We start from the raw sequence: 19,322 nt of genomic DNA on the forward strand, positions 1-19,322 counted from the left end.
GCGGGGGAGGGCGAGGGGGAGGGCGAGGGCGAGGGCGAGGGCGAGGGCGAGGGCGAGGGCGAGGGCGAGGGCGAGGGCGAGGGCGAGGGCGAAGACGGCGTGTTTACCCTGACAGTTCTACCTTGGGGGCCATTTGAGGATCTTACCGATCCGCCCGCAGGAGTTTACATTAAGGAACCTGGCGACAGCATCCGGATTGTGGCCCTCCAAAATTCTCCGCAAGGGTACAGCTTTGAGAGCATTTCAGCACTCAATGTGTCGGATCCCGACATTAACAATGCTGAACGCTCAGTGGAGTTTGAGATGCCCGCGCATGACGTTACCGTCGGCGCGGAGTATGAATCCAGCGGGGAGCCGGAGTGGGCAATCGTGTTTGTCTCATACTTTGAATGGCAGGATTGGGTGGATGGTGTGTGGACATGGGTAAAGGAGCCAATAGATTGTGTTAATTTCTTTGAGGATGGCGACCCATTCAACATAACCAGCGTTGAATGCGGGGTGGGCATTGGAATGGGAAATATACCCCCGTGGATCTATGAAGGTTATCGGCTATTTGACTTTGGCGTACTCTCCGAGGAGTACGACTATACTATTAAGCTGGAGGCCAGCGACTTTCCGCAAGATCATCCCCGCACCTTTGATTCCCTGCTCGCGTTGCATCGCTGGGAAGTTCGGCCAGACATCAATGAGAAAGACGACGAACTCTACCAGATCGAGGGAACCTTGACGCTCTTGCAGCCCTACCGCAACGTCAAGGCCATATTTCGCCGCTATAGTTTACAAGCCGACTATGAACTTCCAGACGGAAGAAGTTACTTGATGCCCGGCGAGAGCCTTATACCCTATATCAATGATCCGTGGTTCTCACCGGAGTTGCCACCAAGCGTGTCTCTTCCCGACCCTACCCACATCGGCGCAATAAACTACACCATAGTGGATCCGGAGCGAACCGACCTCCAGGAAGTCTTGATCGAAGTACCCGTCTCCAAAGGGGAAGGCTCCAGGAAAGAGACAATTATCGTTCAAAAAATTGTGAGTGCGCCCTATCCACACGTAGATTTATCGCTAAAGGCCTACGGGCGTGACCCGGCGGAAGCCGACGCCCCGGGCGGATTTAACTTTTGGGTAAACAATGACAACGACGGAAACCCTCTAGGATTCAACGATTTTGAAGGTTACGATGACTGTGACAACGAACAACTCTTTTTTCGAAAGGACTTGGAGGACTTCGCGCATCTCTACGTGAGATTTGATTGCGTCGGAATAGCGAAAGAGGACGTCGAGGTAAAGCTGTCGTTCGAGCCCCAAGCTGGCTCCCCACAAGTTCGACTCTTTTCGGCGGTAGACGCGAATGCGACGTTTAGTGCGACCTCCCACGTGAGCGATCACGGGTACGCCGCACAGTTGGTGCCGTCCGAAGCTGTCAGCGTGGACTATGCGACGGCTCAGATCGAATACGATGGAACGACAGGACTCGTCGATGGCACTGAAAGGGTGGTATTGCACGATGTTCTTGACGCAACAGGTGGTCACTTCCTCCTTGAAGGAGTTGCTGCCGGAACGGGAATTCTAAGGGTTAAAGCGTATATGGGTGAGACTGTGGTCGCTGAGGCGTCACAGACCGTGCATCTGCAAGATCTATTGAACGGCAATCCGGAATACTACTCAGTGATGAGCCTATACCCCAGCGATAGTTCCCCCTACTTGTACAACAACCTTCCCAGCAATGCAGGCGACGCCACGGTATTTGTTCACGGCATGAACGTGCCTAGAGTAAATGCGCTGAAGGAATGGCTTCCCACAATGTATAAGCGCCTGTATTGGGCTGGGGATACCAACCATTTTGTGGGCCTAATATGGCAAGGTTCGACCGACTCAGAAGTATATGGATGGAGTACATTCTTCGAGGACCTCAACTATAGGTCCACCGTGATAGAGAGCCTTCGAGTCGGACAACAGGCGGCGGATCACTTGCACACTCTGCACACGTCTGGCTGGCAGGTACATGTGTTCGCTCACAGCCAAGGAAACGGAGTAATGGGATCGGCAGCGAAGCACCTCGTTCCAGGGGATGTAGAAACCTATGTTCTTGCCGAGGCTGCGGTGCCGAGAAATAGCTTCTTCATTGGAGCGGACTTAGTGAATGGCCCGGTAAGAGACAGTGATTTCGGAATAACTAACTTTACATCCTTTAGGACAGGATTGCCCTTGCTGACGGATGCGGTGGCGGTCACTTATGAAGGGCAAGGGGGGGCGAATGGGGGCCTGACGACGACGTTTGTCCCAGGGATGCGAGATTTAAGGCCATGGCAACATTACTACGACTCGCCCTTATGGAGGATTCCTGATGTTGAGTTTAATGATGACCTTTGGGTGTCTTACCTGAATTCGGTTCCCAGTGTCATTCCAACGGTGATTAACACTTATTCTGCTGGTGATTATGTGTTAAGCTATATATGGCACTTAAATGAGATCAATAAGGATGACCTAATTGCTGACAACGACGACCCATCCGAAACTGGCATAGTACTTCCATGGGGTGTTGAATGGACGTGGTACGGTCAGCGATTCCCATCTAGAAGCTATGCTGCCGGAAGCCTTCCAATACCCGAAGACGCCGGAGACAATGACATAATAAACCATGATGCATTGCCCTTGGGCATAAATGGGCACAATGCGATGCGCGAGAATTCGCTTCATCACGTTTGGAATTTTTTCGTATACTTGGACAGCGTGTTGAACTAGTTCTGGGAGTCTTACAGTGAAATCAATACAAACTCTTAAGCGTTTAGGCTACCTATTTTTCTTGCCCGTAGGGCTGTGGGTGGCGCTTCCGGCATATGCAAATCCTGTACACGACGCGATAGGAAACCTATTAAAAAAGGTGGAGCCACGCCTAACGTTTGAGTTTACTGAGGACAAGACGGGCACCGCGACAATTGTGAAGAGCGGCGATACTATCGATTTTCAATTGGACGCTTTGGTCTGCCCTCTCGATGGCGGGAAGGAGTCTTTTGTGGGCGTACTGCAGTATCCCAAGTACCAGGATTCCAAGTTGAAGAACTTCTTCGAAAACGACGTTCTGGAGCAGGCGGAATTTAAGCCTATCGTCTTCAGTGTCCTGGCACCTTATTCCGATCCCGAAATAAAAACTCATATACTGGATGATCGGGCGTTGGCAGTTTTCGCGAAGCAAATCGTTGTGGACGACGTATTGGGGGAAGGTTCCAAGCACCTCGCCTTCAAGGGGGTCTCTCACTACGCCTTCGAAAATCCCAACGAAATAGTAAGTTCAGAGCGCATCTATCTTTATGATGTTCCCTCACTAACGATGCGCGTTTCGGTTACAACGACCCAGAAACTAATTTCAACGGAATTTGTGCTACCACCGGAAGTTTTTTCACAACGGGTCTCGTTCGAGAAAAGGACGGCAACAAAGCCGCCCCGCGTTGTAATCACCCCAAAGGATGGAGACGCAAAAGAATACTCAGTGGCCGCTGACAATGCGGAACCATTGCCAACAGACACTCCATGGATACGTGATGAAGCGGAGCTTAAGAAGCGTAAACTGGCTGCGGCTCCCCGAATGCTTCGTATCCAACTTCTGGACAATGAGGGCAAACCCCTTGCGGATACTCTGATAGAAGGTGAGGAACATGACATTAAGCCTGACTGGTCCGAAAAATTTAATCCCGTAAGATTGACAACAGACGCAGATGGTCGCGTCTCATATTCAGTATTGAAGGAAGGGATCGTTTTGAATGTAGCTGTATCGGGCTTCAATAAAGAGAGATTGAGCTATCATCGCGCAGAGGTGCCTGAAGGCGAAGTGCAATTGATCTTGCAGCCTGAAGGCGTGAAAGTGTCGTTGCGATCCGCCAGCCAGATACCTCGCAAATGGCAGACCGACGCCGAGGTGTACGAGATCGGACTACAATTTGGCGAGAGCTCGAATCCTTTTGGTCAAGGGGAATGGGTGGACCTAAAAGAAAATGCGGACATTTGGTTTGTTGCAAAAAAGACGGGTGAAATCGAACTCAGCGACCTTCCGAATGATGGCAATAGTACTGCGTGGACCGTTACCTTGGAAGGAACAAACGGCTGGGAGCTTCTGGAGGGTCCGCTCACTGAAGATTGGCAGTCTGAGATGCGCGAAGCACCTGCGGAAGGGTACAAAAAGACAGCAACATTTGTTGGGGGACGTGACACCAAAAACATAAATTTCTACCTTCGTTGGAACGGTGGAAAGCGCTACGGTGCCCTAACGACGTTGCGGTTCGTGGACAAAAGCAGGGTGGGGTCCATCCAGAGAGTGCTTTGGACTAACTTTGTTCTACAGACGGAAGATTCTGGCACGCGTTCTTTGAACCCGAAATGACCCTGCGTCGGAGACATATTGTTCTGAAAATGTGGACAGCCCCCCATCGCCCCCCGCGCCAGCTTCCCTGTTCTCCGCCCATCCCCCCGAGTCTTTCTCAAGTCCTCGTGGTGGATCGGGCATTGGGGACGGACCCGCGCCGGGGTCCCTGGGCGGGTGGCGGTGGCGGTGGCGTCCGTCCGTGTCTTCAGCGGGTCGAGGTGCGCGTCGGCGCGCGGGCCTGTCCCAGGGGATGTAACGCAGCGTCGCCTACGCGCCCCAAAGACTCCATGTCCCCCTATTGACGGAACGACCGCCCCCTGCTATCCTGAGTCAGCGACCCGGCGGTCGCTCTGAACGTACACGCGCGGCGGAATCAATATGCGATACGATTTTTCTTCACCCGGGGCGAGTAGCCCCGCCCGCCCTCTAAGCGGGGGAAACTCTGAAGTCAAAGTATGCCGACCGGTACCCCGGACCAAGACTTTGGGGAAGAATAGAATACCGGTGGCTGTCCCCGTTTTCTATGTCACGACGGTGCCAACCCCCTGCGAAAACTGCCAATAATCCTCCATCTGCGGGACATTCGGTATTGGCACCCCCCTGCAAAAATGGTACAATGATTTGGTTAACGGCTTGGAGGACGGTGTATGCCCACGTTTGAATATCACGCCATTCGCGCGGAAGGCGACGAGGAGAAGTCCTTCGTCGGCGGGGTGGTTATTGCCAAGGATCGCCACGATGCCAAGGCGAAGCTGATGGAGAAGGGGTTGAAGGCGACGATGTTAAAGCAGGCGCGGGGCGTGATGGCCGTGATCAAGTGGCTGGACGCCGATATCCGGTAGTGCTGTGTTTCGAAAAGAATGTGGCACAGCCGTCCCGGCTGTGATTGCACGGGGGCGGGCCAAGTATGCTATGGTCGTGTTCCGGCCCACTGGGGACCAATCGATTCATCAGGCGCGGGGCCGTGTGCGCCTGAATACTGCGGCGCTTCCGGGCGCTCCCAGGCAAATGAGGACGGATGAAGCTTTGTGTCGTCATACCGGCTTGCAATGAAGAGGTCACCCTGGAGCCATTGGCCGAGGGCATCGCGTCGGCGCTGGCCGATCACGACTACCGCATCCTCTTCATCGACGACGGCAGCACCGACGGCTCCTATGCCGCCATGCTCCGGAGCCGCGAGAAGAATCCCCGCATCGACGTGGTGAAGTTTGCCCGCAACTGCGGCAAGACCCGCGCGCTGGCCGTGGCCTTTGCCCAGATCGAGGGCGATGTGGTGGTGACGATGGACGCGGACCTTCAGGACGACCCGAAGGAGCTGCCCCGCCTTTTGGCGAAGCTCGACGAGGGCTGCGATCTCGTCTGCGGCTGGAAGGCCGACCGTCAGGATCCCATCCACAAGACCCTGCCCTCCAAGGTGTACAACACCCTTATCAATAAATCTTTCGGCATCGATATCCACGACGTGAACACGGGCTTCAAAGCGATGCGGATGGAAGTGGCCAAGTCCCTCACGCTCTACGCCGATCTCCACCGGCTCATCCCCATCATGGCGGCCCAGTCGGGCTACAAAGTGGGGGAGATCCCGGTGAAGCACCATCCCCGCCGCTTCGGCCACTCGAAATATGGCATGTCCCGTTTCTACCAGGGCCTGCGCGATGCCGCCCGGCTCTGGCTGCGCGGGCGCGGCGCGCGTATGGCCGATGCCCAGGCCGCGCTGGAAGAAACCCGCGGCTGCATCGAAGTGGCCCACGTGGGTGCGGCGCAACCCTGAATTTCATTGGGTCGCCCTTCCCCTTCCCGAAGGCCCCGGAGGTGCGACCGTGCGCTTAGACTACCCGCAGCACCGCGCACTTCAAATAGGCCGTCTCCGGCATGGCCAGGAGCACCGGGTGGTCCTGGGCCGCGCCGCGCAGTTCGAGCAACTGCACCGTGCGCTTCTCCGCGAAGGAGGCCCGCTTGATGATGTCCAGGAAGAGGGCGTCGTCGATGAAGTGGGAGCAGGAGCTGGTAAATAGCATGCCGCCGGGCTTTACGGCCTTGAGGGCGGCGCGGTTGAGCTGAAGATACTTCCCCTCGGCCTTTCTCGCCAGTGCGCGGCTCTTGGCGAAGGCGGGGGGATCGACGATGACCACATCGAAGGGTTCTTCCTCCGCGAGGATCTCCTCCACATCGCCGCAGCGGAATTCGATGCGCTCAGCGACGCCGTTGCGCTCCGCATTCGCCGCCGCCAGGTCGAGGGCCGCCTGGGAGGTGTCCACGGCGAGCACAGCGTGCGCGCCGGCCTTCGCGGCGTGGCAGGCCCAGAGGCCGAGGTGGCAGTGGCCGTCGAAGACCCGCGCGTCCTTCGCAAAAGGTGCGGGGGCCACGCGGTTGTAGCGCTGGTCGAGGAACATGCCGGTTTTCTGCGCGCCTTCGAGTTGGAGGGAAACCGCCAGGCCTTCCAACTCAAAATCGACGTCGTTGGGCACATTGCCCACGACTTCGAGGTGATAGGCCACCTGAAAGCGAACGCCCTCCACGCCATCCGCCTCCATCAGCAGCTCCGCGATGGGTTTCATCAAGGGTACATAAAACGCGCAGGAAGATTGCACCGAGACCACGGCCCCGAAGCGATCCGCCACCAGGCCGGGCAGGCCGTCGCTCTCGCCGAAGATCCAGCGGTAGGCCTGGGAGCCGGGAAAAAGCAGTTGCCGGAGCGCCAGCGCCGTCTGGATCCGCTCGCGGAAGAAGGCGGTGTCAATTTCCTCCTGGCGCCGGGAAAGCACGCGCACGGCAATGCCGCCCTGGGTCTGAAAGAAGCCCCGGCCCACGAAGCGGCGCTCCGCAGAGTACACATCCACCAGTGCGCCATCGGCCAATTCGGGAATTTTGCTGAACTCGCCCCGGTAAGCCCAGGCATGACCCCGCTGAATGCGTCGGTCTTCTTTGGGCTTCAGGGTGGCAATGGGGAGCGTGGTGGACATGGCGGGCTTTCCGGGAAATGGGGGTGCGGGGAAGCAGACATTATACCGAAAAGCAGCGCGGCATGCACAGGACTCGATTGCTCGGTCAGGGCAATCAAGTTTAGAACCAGCGACTGCGGAGGCATGGAGCGGGGGCTTTCCAGCCCCCAATAACGTTTGACGAAGTTACACGAAAAGGACAAGGGGGCAAGAATGCCCCCTCTCCATACGTTCGTGACGATTAACCGGCATCTCCTAAATGCGATTGTCCTGTTTGCTCGGTCCGAACCGACCGATCACTCCCGCGAGGTGCTGGCAAGCGCCAACGCCGTCCACGCCAGGTAGACAAACAACGTGTACACGAAAAGATTGTCCCACAGGGGAAAGGAATAAGGCGTGTTCATCGCTTCGGTCCAGGAACTACCGATAATCCTGCCCGCGGCCTCCGCTTCGGCGCGGCGCTCCCGATAGATGAATTCCCAGCGGATGAGAAAAGAAAAGGCTACCGTGGTCTCCGCGATAAAGAGGAACTGGGGCCATCGCCCACGCTGGCAGGCCGTCCGTGCGGGCTCCGGTGTCTGTGGGGAGCGGGCCGCGCGAAAAAGTCGGGCGGCGAACCACGGCACGCCGAAGACGAAGCCGATTACGATTAAGAGCGCGCCCAGATAGTGGAGATCGGTCCATCGGATCGGCCCCAGGATGGCGCCCCGTGCGTCGGGAAAGAGGCCGACCAGCACGATGCCCAAGCAGCCGGTTGTCAGCAGTCGCGCGGGGCCGCGCAGGGGCTTGCCGCTCGCCAGCGCGACCTGGTGGGTGATATAACGCACCACCGGCACGCTGGAGAGTCCCCAGAAAACCATGGCGATGCAAAAGAGCCACCAGCCCGGCGGGTTCCTGTCCGGCTCGAAGCTGCCCAGATAGCTGAAGGTGTGGGTGAGAATGGAAAAGGCGTTCTCCACGGGGAAGAGCCGCCAGCAGGCAAAGATAAGGCTCCAGAAAAAAAGGGCCTGCGCGGCCAGGTAAACTCGGAGTGTCGCGGGTGTAAAATGGCCCCGGACAATGTGTAACAGCATTTTCATCTATTTTTCTTTCCCGACAGGTGAAGGTGTATAGTATCGCCAATCTGTGGCTAATTTGGGTAGAGCAACCATGTACCTTCTTATCATCGTCATTCTTTCCGCCATTGTTCTTGCTGTGGCCTATCGTGTTTATGGTAATCTGCTGGCCCGGCTCCTGCGGCTCGACGACTCGGCCGAGATGCCCGCGGTGACCATGCGCGACGATGTGGACTATGCGCCCATCGAGCCTAAGTTCCTGATGAGCCAGCATTTTTCGGCCATCGCCGCAGCCGGTCCCATCGTCGGTCCGATTCTGGCGGGCGTCATGTTTGGCTGGTTGCCCGCCCTCATCTGGATTCTGATTGGCAGCATTTTCATCGGGGGCGTCCACGACATCACCGCCCTCGTGGCCTCCGTGCGCCACCGTGCCCGCAGCATCGCCGAGGTGGTGCGCGTGCACATGTCGCGCCGCTCTTACCTGCTCTTTTTGATTTTTATCTGGATTGCGCTGGTCTATATCATCGTGGCCTTCACCGATATCGTGGCCGGTTCCTTCGTCGGCAAGCAGGTCCTGGAAAATGGCATGGAAGTTACCGGTGGCGGCGTGGCCACTTCGTCCCTGCTGTACCTTGCCCTGCCGATCGCCATGGGACTGTTGCTGCGCTTCACCAGGCTGTCGCTCAACTGGGCCACGGTCATCTTTCTGCCCCTCGTCGGTGTGTCGATCTGGATCGGACAATACATTCCCTTCGATCTGGCCCAGATCTTCGGCCTGAGCGAGGCGGGCGCGCGCAAGCTTTGGGATATTCTCCTCCTGGGCTATTGTTTTGCCGCCAGTATCGCGCCCGTGTGGTTGCTCTTGCAGCCCCGGGGCCATCTGGGTGGCTATTTTCTCTACCTGGCCCTCGGCGGCGGCATGCTCGGCCTGATCTTCGGCGGCGAGACCGCCCAGTACCCCGCGTTTATTGGCTGGAACGCCGGCAATGGCGATCCCCTCGCGCCGATCCTCTTCATCACCATCGCCTGCGGCGCCTGCTCCGGCTTCCACTCCATCATCGCCTCCGGCACCACGTCAAAGCAGCTCCGCAAAGAGACCGACGCCAAGGTCATCGGCTATGGCTCCATGATTCTTGAAGCCATGGTGGCCGTGGTGTCCCTTTGCTGCGTCATGATGCTCACGAAGGAAGTTGCGCAGGGCATGGGCACCAAGCCGAACTACATCTATGCCCAGGGCATCGGCTCCTTCCTCGAAACCATTGGCATTCCCGCCGCTTTCGGTATTTCCTTTGGCCTCCTCGCCTTCACCACCTTTGTTTACGATACCTTGGATGTCTGCACGCGCCTCGGTCGCTATATCATCCAGGAACTCACGGGCATGGAGAACGCCGCCGGACGCTGGCTCGGCACGGGCCTCACCGCCGGCGCGCCCCTCTTCTTCGTATTGCAGACTTCCACCGACGCCAGCGGCAACGCCATCCCCGCGTGGCGCGTGTTCTGGGCGCTCTTCGGCGCGAGCAATCAGTTGCTCGCCGCCCTGACCTTGCTCGGTGTCACGGTCTGGTTGTGGCGCACCTACCGCGCCCAGTGGGTCTGGTGGGTCGTGGGCCTGCCCACCGTCTTCATGTACGCCATGAGCGCCTGGGCCCTGCTTCGCTTTGCCCGCGTGGGCTTCTTTACGCCGGAGTGGGCCTTCAAAGGACTCCCCGCCGAGCCCGTGCCGTGGGTGGCCCTGGTGCTGGTAGGCCTGGCGGCGGTGGTGCTGATCGAGGCGGTGCTGGTGTTTCGCGGGCCCTCCGATCCCCCGAGATCGACGCAGGCTGAGCCGATTACGGCGTAGTCATTGGAAAGAATGGGTCGTATGGGTCGTATGGGTCCTATGGGTCAGTATGTTTCCAACCCCAACCCATAAGACCCATAAGACCCATAAAAAAGGGCTCCTTAACGGTTTCCCCCACAGGAATTCCCCATGCTACTTCGCAGTACTCTCGCCTTCATTGCCGCCACGCTGGTTGCCTTCACGGCTCCGGCCCAGTCGCCCGCCATCACGGATTACCCCACGCCGCAGGAGGCCATCCACGCCCACCCCGGCGTGCGGCTTTTCGTCCCGGCGGGAATTCATAAGATCGATGCCGCCCTGGTTTTCACCGGCGAGGGCGGTGGACTCTACGGTCCCGGCACCATCGAGCAGACCAATCCCGGCGCTACCATTGTGACCATCGAAAATGGCGTCATGACCCGCATCGAGGGCGTCACGCTGACCCGCACCGAATCAGCCGAGCCCGCGCGGGGTCCGGGCCTCTTCATCAACACCAGCCGTCTCATCGAAATTCGTGGGGTTCACGTCCTGAAGGCCCGCGCCCGCGACGCCGCCATCGAGATCCGCAACAGCCAGCAGGTTACCGTGAAGGATTGTCTGGTTCGCGATTACAAGTGCATTGCCATCGATGATCGGACTTCCTCGCCACTGTACGGCTACGCCTTCCGCGCCATCGACGGCACGGGCATCCTGGTCAACGCCAGCACCGGGACCGTCATCGAGTCCAACCGCATCATCGAAGAGACCTACCTGCCCGCCCGGGAGGCCGTGGAACAATACAAGCTGGGTGAGATCACGATTCGCCCGGCGGAGAAGGGCAAACTGATGCCCCAGGACGCGTGGGACACAAACCACGTGAGCAACTGGCATCAGGGCTCCGCCGTGGTCGTCACCAGTCCCCGCGAAACCAGCCACACCATCCTCCGGGGCAACTACCTGCAAAATTGCGCCCAGGGCTTCGACATTCATTCCGACAACGTGATCTGCGCCAACAACATTGTGGACCACGGCTTCATGGGCGTTAAAATGACCCATGGCAGTCGGAATATTGTCGTCGAGGGCAATCTGCTCACCCACATCGATCTCTGGGGCATCCTGGTGAATCCGGGAGCTGCCTCCGAGCATGCCGTCGAGACCAAAGAGGGCGCGCCGCCAAAGCCGGCGAACCACGACAGCGGTATCCTCATCGCCAACAACCAGATCACCGACTTCGGCTACGGACACGAGTACTGGAACTGGGGCGGCAAGAACAACGGCGACAGCAGCTATCCCATTATCCTCATGGGCAAGCAGCTCGAAGAAAACCCGAACATCTCCGACGTGCTGATCCAGGGCAACATCGTCTACGACGCCGGTCGCGACGGGGTGCTGGTGGATGGCGCGCTGGTCTACGAAAAGCCCCGCTACCGCTACGCCCTCCGCATCGACTACACCCCCGACAGCCCGCACTTTCCAAAGAATGTGATCGTGGGCGAGAACCTCTTTCACCCGGGGCGGGACGGCGTGTGCAACCAGACGCTGCCGCTGGGCGCGAAGGAGTGATCGAAATAGGACGGATAAGACCGATACGACAGATACGACAGATTTGATCAATAAATCGGTCCTATCAGTCGTATCCGTCCTATAGCTTTCCCATTTCCCCTCCAGCCCGCTCAGCGGTTACACTATGCCCACGTGTTTCCGGGCGTTGACCGGCCCTGACCCCAATCAAAAATTCCCGGGCTTTGCCATGTATCGTGTATTCCAATTCCAAGTTGCCGCAGCACTTTCCGTCGTGACACTGCTCTGCTGCGGCTGTGGCGAGGCCCCGCTCGAAACCCTCGCCGATCCAGACGCAAAGCCTGCGGCGACCCCGGTCGCCGCTTCGCTGCCTGAAGCCCCCGCGCCATCGCCTGCCGCATTCGTTAAGGATACGGATTGCCGCTCCTGTCACGAGCCGGTCTTCGCGGAGTGGCTCGGCTCCGATCATGAGCGCGCCATGGATCACGCCACATCGGCCACGGTGCTGGGCGATTTCAACAATGCCACCTTCAGCCACTTCGACGAGCATTGGCGCTTCTTCAAGGAGGGCGAAGCCTTCAAAGTCGGCTATCGCGCAGGCTCCGCGGAGGAGCGCATCTACACGGTGGAATACACTTTCGGCGTGAAGCCGCTCCAGCAATACCTCGTCCCCTTTCCCGGTGGGCGTTATCAGTGCGTGCCCGTCGCGTGGGACGCGGACGAGAAGCGGTGGTTTCACCTGTACCCCGACGCACCCCTGCGCGAGGGCGATCCGCTCCACTGGACCGGTCGACTGCAGAACTGGAACTACATGTGCGCCGAGTGCCACAGCACGGATCTGCGGAAGGGCTTCGACAACAAGACCAACACCTTCAATACCACCTTCAGCGATATCAACGTAGGCTGCCAGGCCTGCCATGGTCCCGGCTCGACCCACGTGGAATGGGCGCGACTGCCCGTCACCACGCCCAAGGACGCCTACACCGCGATGGGCCTCGTGGTGGACTACAAGTCCAACAAGGGCGCGTACCAGGTGGATCAGTGCGCCCGTTGCCACGCGCGCCGCGCACCCGCCGTCGCGGAGGATGAACCCGCCCGCAGCTTCCACGACAATTTTCTGCTGAGTGTGCTCAGCGACGGACTTTATCACCCCGACGGCCAGATCCTGGACGAGGTCTATGAATACGGGTCCTTTACCCAGAGCAAGATGTACCACGCGGGCGTGCGATGTACCGATTGCCACAATCCCCACAGTGCGAAGCTCCTCGTGCCGGGCAATGATCTCTGTGTGCGCTGCCATCAGGACGTGCCCCAGCCCCAGTTCCCCACGTTGAAGCCGGGGGTGTTCGACGCGAAATCGCACCATTTCCATGAGCCCGGAACACCGGGCGCGCAGTGCGTGAACTGCCATATGGCCGAGCGGACCTATATGGGCATCGACGAGCGCCGCGACCACAGCTTCCGCGTGCCCCGGCCCGATCTCTCCGTTGCCCTCGGCACGCCCAACGCCTGCAACCAGTGCCATGCGGATAAGGACGCCCACTGGGCCGCCGATGCGGTGAAGAGCTGGTATGACGAAAAAACACCGGAGCAATCGAAACATTTCGCCACGACCATCGCCGCGGGCCGGCGGAACCAGCCCGAGGCCGAAACGGAACTTGCCGCGCTGGCGGCGGAGGTAAACGCGCCCGCCATCATCCGCGCGACCGCCCTGGAACTCCTCGGCAACTACCCCGGCGGGGCCGCGAGTGAGGCCCTGCTGAAAGGCCTGAAGGATGGGTCGCCGGTCGTGCGTGCGCGCGCCGTTGATGGCATGGATCGTCTGCCGATGGAGGCCCGGGGCGAGGTGATCGGCCCGCTGGCGCTCGATCCCATGGCCTCCGTACGCACGAGTGTGCCCCTGATCCTCGCGCCGGTGAAGGCGGGGTTGCCCGTGAAGACGCGCGAGGCCCTCGCCACCGTGGAGGCCGAATACGTGGCCCTGCAGGAAGCCACGGGCGATCAGCCGGAGGCCCACCTGAATCTCGCACTGCTCCATACCGCGGCGGGCGATCTGGTCGCGGCCGAGGCGGCCTACAAGACCGCCATCGCACGCGACCCTCAGTTCATTCCCGCGCGCGTGAATCTGGCCAACCTCTACAACGGCCAGGGCAGGAACGGCGAGGCGGAGCACCTGCTAAACGAAGCCCTGGGGCTCGCACCCAATGAAGGGGAGCTTCACTATTCCATGGCGCTGTTGCTCGCCGAAATGAACCGCCTCGACGAGGCCGTCGTTTACATGAAACGGGCAACCGAACTGCTGCCGGGACGAGCCCGGGTCTTCTACAATTACGGTCTGCTGCTCCAGCACCGCAATGATCGCGCCGGCGCCGAGGCCGCCTTGAAGCAGGCCCATGGAATCGATCCAGCCAATGGCGGGGTGCTGGACGCTTTGGTAATTTTCTATGTTCAGGAAGAACGCTGGGAGCAAGCCAAACCCTACGCGGAGAAGCTGCTTGCTCTCGATCCGAACAATCCCGAGCTCCAGCGCTCCGTGGCGGCCATTCTTGCGCGGTAAAGCACGGATAGATGATCGGCCGCGCCAGGCGCAGGAAATCGGTTGACCGCAACCCACGAGTAGAACCACGATGGCGCAAAGAAAAAGGTAAGGAAGCGTTCCGTGACTTCAGAAAACGCCAAACGCCCGAAGGAGGGAATTCCTCTCGGGCGTCTCGGACACGCTGTTGTAGACCTGCCGACTTTCGGCGAGGAGTTTGGAAAGCTACCGCACCTGTGCGAAGCTCGGGGTGGGGCCGACCGCCGTGAAAAAGGCCGGGTCGATTCGGATGGACGGTGCGGTCTCCCAGTTTTCCTGGACCAGATGCTGGGGGGCGCTACGCAAAAAGCTCTCGGTCGGTCCGGGTTTGGTGAACCAGCCCTGCACTTCACTGTTCTGTTGCATCGCGCTTGAACTCATCTCGTACGGTTGCATCGTGTGTGCGCCTTTTTTGTGCCTGTCAACCAGGCGTTCCAGTTTGACCATTGTGTATGCGTATAAACCAGACTCATGCCAATGTTGTAAGTGCGCGAATTTAATGCGCTTGCGAGCGGATGAGCCCAATGTTCATAATTTGTGTGTTGTCAAAATTGGCTATGAAATAATCAAAAATGAATCTTAGTTGTCGCTCTGACCCTCCGGAACTTGGGGCCCGTGAATAGAAGCGCGCGCCATGTTGTATCAGGAGAACAAAATGATCGACACTTATCCCATGGCGCGAGCGGAGCGTCCCACCCAAACCCATCGAGGCGAGACCCCATGAAAGTTATCGTCGATCTCTGTATCATTCCCCTGAATGCCGAAGTGTCCCTCTCACCCTACATCGCGGCGTGCCAGGAGATTCTTCAGACCGCCGGGCTGGAGATTCACCTCCACGCCTTCGGAACAAATATCGAAGGGGAATGGGACTCCGTCATGGCCGCGATCAAGGCGTGCCACGAGAAAGTCCACGCCATGGGCGCGCCCCGCATCAGCACCACCATCAAACTGGGCACACGGGTGGACAGGGAGCAGTCGATGAAGGACAAAGTCCTTCACGTCCAGTCCATCCTCGGCGCAGCAACCACCCACTAAGTACAACAGGCGCCCCGCGCCTTCACGAGGAGTCTCCCCATGTCGCACGATCAAGTTCCCCCCCTGCCCAAGTCCAGTTCCAACGTAAACGGCTGCCTCATCGGGTGCCTCGTGGTGGTTGTGGTCGGCGTGCTGGGCGCCGGCATCTTCGGCTTCACCGTCTACAAGATGGTGCAGACCAGCATCACGGCCTACACGGAAGAAGCCCCCCGCGAATTGCCCGCGCTTGAGCTCAGCGACGAGGAAATGACCGCCGCCAACGAAAAATTGGCGCAGTTTCGCGCTGCCGTGGAGACTGGCACGGGCCCGCGCGAATTCTCCTTCAACGGAGAAGAGCTCAATGTCATGCTCCGCTCCAGCGAGCCGGGTCAGGTCTTCGGCGACTCCGTTTATCTGGCCATCGCCAATGGAGAGATTCGCGGCGAGGTCAGCTTCGACATCGGCACGTTGATTCCCATTCTCGACGGACGCTACGCCAACGGTTCGGCCACCTTCACGGTATACACGGCGGGCGGCATGCTCCACGTCTACATGGAGAGCTTCCAGGTCAAGGGCGAGGAGGCCTCCCAGGAATTCATGGATGGCATGGCGGCCCAGAACTGGGCGCAGGAAGTCTCCACCGATCCTGAATTCAAAGCCTGGATTGAAAAGATTGATGAGATCCGCGTCGAGGACGACAAGCTCATCGTAAGGCTGAAAGAAGGTGCGGCGGCCGCGCCCGCCGAAGGTGCCGACCAGGTGGAGATTACCGGTCCCGGAGAGGCCCCCGTCACCGAGGAAGTCGCCCCGCCGGCGGAAACGGAACCCCCTGCGGAAGAAGCCGCGCCGACCGCCGCGCAGTAAGCTTCGAGTACAAGAACGAGGCCGTCGGCGTACCACACGCCGGCGGCCTCATGATTGGTCAATCAGAATCCGCAGACTTCGGCCACGGCCTTCAGGCCCGCTTCGTGCATTTTCCCGTTGGATGCAAACACGCCCGTGTTTGCGGTCAGCTTTCGGCCCTGGGTAAAGTCCAGCGGAGCGCCCTTCAGATCCGTGATCTTGCCGCCCGCCTCTTCCAGGATAATCACGCCCGCCGCCTGATCCCAGATACATTCCTTGTAGTCTTCCTTGCCCGGATTCAGCAGGCGAAACAGCAACTCGCCCCCGCCCGCGGCGAGCACGGCGTACTTCGCCTGGCTGTCCATCCGCACCGGCTCCGCCTGAATGCCGAGGATCTTGTCGATGGCGTCGATCTGGCCCGCGTTCGTGTGTCCGTCCTCCATCGAGCGCATTACCCGAGCCGAAGCGATGTCCGCACAGTCGGAGACCTGCAGGCGTGTAAAGGGCTCGCCCGCCACCGAGAGCCACGCGCCCTCGCCCCGCTTCGCGATGATCGTCGCGCCCAGGCCCATGTCCGGCTGGCAATTGTCGCCAAGATTCGGGCAGCTCAACGCGCCCACCTGGATGACGCCATCCTCAATCAGCGCCAGCGCCACGGCATACTGGCCACCCCGAAGATAGCCCTTGGTCCCGTCGATGGGATCCAGGGTCCAGAAGCGCCCCGCTGGTTCCCCCGTGCCCTCGTCGATCCAGTTGCACACGTCTTCCTCTGTGGCGCCTGGCACGACCTTGCCCACGAACTCCGCCACCAGCTTGCGCACTTCCGCGCCATCCTCCGCCCGCAGCGCCGCGGCGTTTTCTTCGCCCACCAGCGGCAGCTTGATCCCGGCCTCGCGCAGGGTGTGGGCCGCCAGCGCCTGGGCGGCGAAATCCGCCACGGTGACCGGCGAGAAGTCGCTCTTGGTCAGGTTCTGCATGGCCATGCTCGCCAGCACGCGCTGGGCCATGCTCGCGCCCTGGCGCACGATCTTCAGGGCGGTCGCCACTTCCGGATGGGCGGTATCTAACATAGATATAGGGTCCTTTCTGATGGTTCCACGTTCCCCGAAGCGCCATTGTACAACAGCGCGTCGCGCCGTGTCGCCAACGGCGCGCGGGAGCCCCGTCGGTTTGCAACCGCAATCGGGCTCTGCTTTAATGGCGCAACCCGAAAACCGAAGCAGTGAAACAACCCCGTCGGCCCGCGTGCCGGGCCACCGTCAAGGAATCGCCATGCGAACGCACTCAATCCTTATCGCACTTCTGGGGCTCATCAGTTTGCTGCCGGCCCCCGCCCAGGACTACACCCTCGCGGGCGACTCGCTGCCGAAAGAAGGCGTTCCGAAGGGAACCGTCACAAAGCACCAGTTCACCGCGAGCCAGGTCTATCCCGGCACCGTGCGCGACTACTGGGTCTACGTGCCCGCCCAATACGACGGAGCCACGCCCGCCGCCGTGATGGTCTTTCAAGATGGCGAGTGGTACGTGGACACCGAGAAGGACTTCCGAGCGCCGGTGGTCTTCGACAACCTCATCCACCAGGGCGCCATGCCCGTCACCATCGGGATCTTCATCAACCCCGGCGTAATCCCCGCGGCGGATGGCCAGGGTGAGCCCGCGAAAAACCGCAGCGTGGAATACGACACCCTGAGTGATGACTACGCCCGATTCCTTATCGAAGAGATGCTCCCCGAAGTCGGGAAGCACTACAAACTCACCGAAGACTCCGATCAGCGCGCCATCTGCGGCATCAGCTCCGGCGGCATCTGCGCCTTTACCGTCGCCTGGGAGCGCCCCGACGCCTTCCGCAAGGTACTGAGCCACGTGGGCAGCTTCACCAACATCCGCGGCGGTCACGTGTATCCCGCGCTCATCCGGAAAGAGGAGAAACGGCCGATACGGGTATTCCTCCAGGCGGGCGAAAAGGATCTGGACAATGCCCACGGCAACTGGCCCCTCGCCAACTTGGAAATGGACAAGGCCCTCGCGTTCGCGGGCTATGATTACCGCTTCGAAATGGGTACCGAGGGCCACAATGGCAAACACGGCGGCGCGATCCTGCCCGAGTCGCTGCGGTGGTTGTGGCGGTAGGGGAGCTGTCCACTCGAAGATCGGAGAATAGTGGTGCCAACGATTCGGCGAGCGCTATCGGCAACGGAGAATGCAAGGGAATGATGACTAACGCGGAAGTGCTCGATAAGTTGAGGGATCTACTTGGGAATCCACACGAGTCGGAGTGCCTTGAATTCAAGGAGGCGCGAAGCAGCTTTAGTTCGGAGGAAATGGGGAAATACTTTTCCGCACTTTCGAACGAGGCAAATCTCAGCGGCGAGTCGAGTGCCTGGCTTGTTTTTGGTGTCATCGACAAATCGAGAACGGTTTGTGGCTCACAGTATCGCGCTGATCCGGTGAGTCTTCACTCGCTGAAGCATGAGGTTGCACAGTTCACAGGTGGAGTGACGTTCAAGACCATTTACACCACGTTGTGTGACGAAAAGCGTGTCATTCTCTTCGAGATTCCGCCCGCCTCGACAGGCATACCAACTCCATACAAGGGCCACTACTATGGGCGCGACGGAGAATCTCTGGTTCCGCTAAGTTTGCAAAAGATGGAGCGCATTCGCCGAGGGGATGTGCCTCTGGATTGGTCGGGCGAGATCTGTCCAAATGCGACCTTGGAAGATCTCGATGATACCGCGCTTCAACTGGCGAGAAGCTACTTTCGCGAGAAGAACAAGTACAAGGAGTTCTCGAAAGATACTGAAGAATGGTCGGACGCGGAGTTTCTTGAGAAGTGCCGACTGACAAAGGCGGGGAAGATTACCAGGGCCTGTATATTGTTGCTTGGTAGATTCGAATCCGCCTTTCACCTGGAACCAGCCGTAGCTCAGATCACTTGGAAGCTTGAGGGAGAACAGCGCGCTTACGAGCACTTCGGCCCTCCATTCCTGAGGACGACTACCGAGTTGTATGCGCGAGTTAGAAATCCTATCCAAAAGATGGAATCACCCAGCGAACTTATTCCATATGAGTTTCCCGTTTACGAGAAATCGGTCATCCTGGAAGCATTGCACAACGCCGTGGCCCATCAGGACTACGGTAGTGTCAAATAGTTTCTGTAAATACTGTCCACTTGGGTAGTGTTTGCTGTTTTGTTGTTTTCAGTAGGCCCCAC

General features: G+C 59.1%; 15 protein-coding genes. 11 read left to right on the top strand and 4 right to left on the bottom strand.

All coding sequences use genetic code 11. The features are described 5' to 3' along the window. From JNK74_27195 to JNK74_27210, 4 genes are all read left to right on the top strand, one after another. Positions 1-2,745 (top strand): hypothetical protein (locus JNK74_27195; protein MBL7649878.1); only part of this gene is annotated, 2,745 nt, incomplete at its 5' end. A 16-nt stretch (positions 2,746-2,761) separates the two neighbouring features. Then, on the top strand, positions 2,762-4,378 hold the full coding sequence (locus JNK74_27200; protein ID MBL7649879.1) for a hypothetical protein: 1,617 nt from the start codon (positions 2,762-2,764) through the stop codon (positions 4,376-4,378). 629 nt (positions 4,379-5,007) lie between these two features. Further along, positions 5,008-5,202, top strand: a complete 195-nt coding sequence (locus JNK74_27205; protein ID MBL7649880.1) for a hypothetical protein — start codon at positions 5,008-5,010, stop codon at positions 5,200-5,202. 176 nt (positions 5,203-5,378) lie between these two features. Then, the gene (locus tag JNK74_27210) at positions 5,379-6,131 is read left to right on the top strand and encodes a glycosyltransferase family 2 protein (protein MBL7649881.1); all 753 of its coding nucleotides are present in this window, start codon (positions 5,379-5,381) and stop codon (positions 6,129-6,131) included. 55 nt (positions 6,132-6,186) lie between these two features. Here JNK74_27210 and JNK74_27215 read toward each other — a convergent pair whose 3' ends face one another. Both JNK74_27215 and JNK74_27220 read right to left on the bottom strand, forming a co-directional pair. Continuing rightward, on the bottom strand, positions 6,187-7,323 hold the full coding sequence (locus JNK74_27215) for a class I SAM-dependent rRNA methyltransferase (protein MBL7649882.1): 1,137 nt from the start codon (positions 7,321-7,323) through the stop codon (positions 6,187-6,189). A 275-nt stretch (positions 7,324-7,598) separates the two neighbouring features. Continuing rightward, positions 7,599-8,381, bottom strand: a complete 783-nt coding sequence (locus tag JNK74_27220; GenBank protein MBL7649883.1) for a hypothetical protein — start codon at positions 8,379-8,381, stop codon at positions 7,599-7,601. Between the two features lie 70 nt (positions 8,382-8,451). On the opposite strand from JNK74_27220, the gene JNK74_27225 reads away from it, so the two are divergent. From JNK74_27225 to JNK74_27235, 3 genes are all read left to right on the top strand, one after another. Beyond that, positions 8,452-10,197 carry a carbon starvation protein A gene (locus JNK74_27225; GenBank protein ID MBL7649884.1) on the top strand — a complete coding sequence of 582 codons (1,746 nt, stop codon included), beginning with the start codon at positions 8,452-8,454 and terminating at the stop codon, positions 10,195-10,197. Positions 10,198-10,326: 129 nt separating this feature from the next. Then, positions 10,327-11,718, top strand: coding sequence for a right-handed parallel beta-helix repeat-containing protein (locus tag JNK74_27230; GenBank protein ID MBL7649885.1), 1,392 nt, complete (start codon positions 10,327-10,329; stop codon positions 11,716-11,718). A 187-nt stretch (positions 11,719-11,905) separates the two neighbouring features. Continuing rightward, the gene (locus tag JNK74_27235; GenBank protein MBL7649886.1) at positions 11,906-14,233 is read left to right on the top strand and encodes a tetratricopeptide repeat protein; all 2,328 of its coding nucleotides are present in this window, start codon (positions 11,906-11,908) and stop codon (positions 14,231-14,233) included. Positions 14,234-14,437: 204 nt separating this feature from the next. Here JNK74_27235 and JNK74_27240 read toward each other — a convergent pair whose 3' ends face one another. Further along, positions 14,438-14,617: a hypothetical protein gene (locus tag JNK74_27240; protein MBL7649887.1), complete on the bottom strand. Its 180-nt coding sequence runs from the start codon at positions 14,615-14,617 to the stop codon at positions 14,438-14,440. 354 nt (positions 14,618-14,971) lie between these two features. Between JNK74_27240 and JNK74_27245 the strand changes: the two genes are divergently transcribed. Together JNK74_27245 and JNK74_27250 are read left to right on the top strand one after the other, a co-directional pair. Beyond that, positions 14,972-15,286 (top strand): MTH1187 family thiamine-binding protein, encoded by a 315-nt coding sequence (locus JNK74_27245; GenBank protein ID MBL7649888.1) that lies wholly within the window; start codon positions 14,972-14,974, stop codon positions 15,284-15,286. Between the two features lie 39 nt (positions 15,287-15,325). Further along, positions 15,326-16,129, top strand: coding sequence for a hypothetical protein (locus tag JNK74_27250; GenBank protein ID MBL7649889.1), 804 nt, complete (start codon positions 15,326-15,328; stop codon positions 16,127-16,129). Positions 16,130-16,191: 62 nt separating this feature from the next. Here the strand turns inward: JNK74_27250 and JNK74_27255 are convergent, their stop codons facing one another. Next, on the bottom strand, positions 16,192-17,178 hold the full coding sequence (locus tag JNK74_27255; protein MBL7649890.1) for a 3'(2'),5'-bisphosphate nucleotidase: 987 nt from the start codon (positions 17,176-17,178) through the stop codon (positions 16,192-16,194). Between the two features lie 202 nt (positions 17,179-17,380). Between JNK74_27255 and JNK74_27260 the strand changes: the two genes are divergently transcribed. Beyond that, positions 17,381-18,238 carry an esterase family protein gene (locus tag JNK74_27260; protein ID MBL7649891.1) on the top strand — a complete coding sequence of 286 codons (858 nt, stop codon included), beginning with the start codon at positions 17,381-17,383 and terminating at the stop codon, positions 18,236-18,238. Positions 18,239-18,318: 80 nt separating this feature from the next. Then, entirely contained in the window at positions 18,319-19,260 is a 942-nt protein-coding gene (locus tag JNK74_27265) for a putative DNA binding domain-containing protein (GenBank protein MBL7649892.1), read from the top strand. The last annotated feature ends 62 nt before the right edge of the window (positions 19,261-19,322 follow it).

The sequence above is a fragment of the Candidatus Hydrogenedentota bacterium genome (genome assembly GCA_016791475.1).
Classification (GTDB): Bacteria; Hydrogenedentota; Hydrogenedentia; order Hydrogenedentales; family JAEUWI01; genus JAEUWI01.

Excerpts from the sequence above, each read along its gene's own strand:
- JNK74_27230 (MBL7649885.1), top strand. The coding sequence starts at position 10,327 with ATGCTACTTCGCAGTACTCTCGCCTTCATTGCCGCCACGCTGGTTGCC.
- JNK74_27225 (MBL7649884.1), top strand. The coding sequence starts at position 8,452 with ATGTACCTTCTTATCATCGTCATTCTTTCCGCCATTGTTCTTGCTGTG.
- JNK74_27210 (MBL7649881.1), top strand. The coding sequence starts at position 5,379 with ATGAAGCTTTGTGTCGTCATACCGGCTTGCAATGAAGAGGTCACCCTG.
- JNK74_27265 (MBL7649892.1), top strand. The coding sequence starts at position 18,319 with ATGATGACTAACGCGGAAGTGCTCGATAAGTTGAGGGATCTACTTGGG.
- JNK74_27235 (MBL7649886.1), top strand. The coding sequence starts at position 11,906 with ATGTATCGTGTATTCCAATTCCAAGTTGCCGCAGCACTTTCCGTCGTG.
- JNK74_27240 (MBL7649887.1), bottom strand. The coding sequence starts at position 14,617 with ATGCAACAGAACAGTGAAGTGCAGGGCTGGTTCACCAAACCCGGACCG.
- JNK74_27260 (MBL7649891.1), top strand. The coding sequence starts at position 17,381 with ATGCGAACGCACTCAATCCTTATCGCACTTCTGGGGCTCATCAGTTTG.
- JNK74_27205 (MBL7649880.1), top strand. The coding sequence starts at position 5,008 with ATGCCCACGTTTGAATATCACGCCATTCGCGCGGAAGGCGACGAGGAG.
- JNK74_27245 (MBL7649888.1), top strand. The coding sequence starts at position 14,972 with ATGAAAGTTATCGTCGATCTCTGTATCATTCCCCTGAATGCCGAAGTG.
- JNK74_27250 (MBL7649889.1), top strand. The coding sequence starts at position 15,326 with ATGTCGCACGATCAAGTTCCCCCCCTGCCCAAGTCCAGTTCCAACGTA.
- JNK74_27255 (MBL7649890.1), bottom strand. The coding sequence starts at position 17,178 with ATGTTAGATACCGCCCATCCGGAAGTGGCGACCGCCCTGAAGATCGTG.
- JNK74_27215 (MBL7649882.1), bottom strand. The coding sequence starts at position 7,323 with ATGTCCACCACGCTCCCCATTGCCACCCTGAAGCCCAAAGAAGACCGA.
- JNK74_27220 (MBL7649883.1), bottom strand. The coding sequence starts at position 8,381 with ATGAAAATGCTGTTACACATTGTCCGGGGCCATTTTACACCCGCGACA.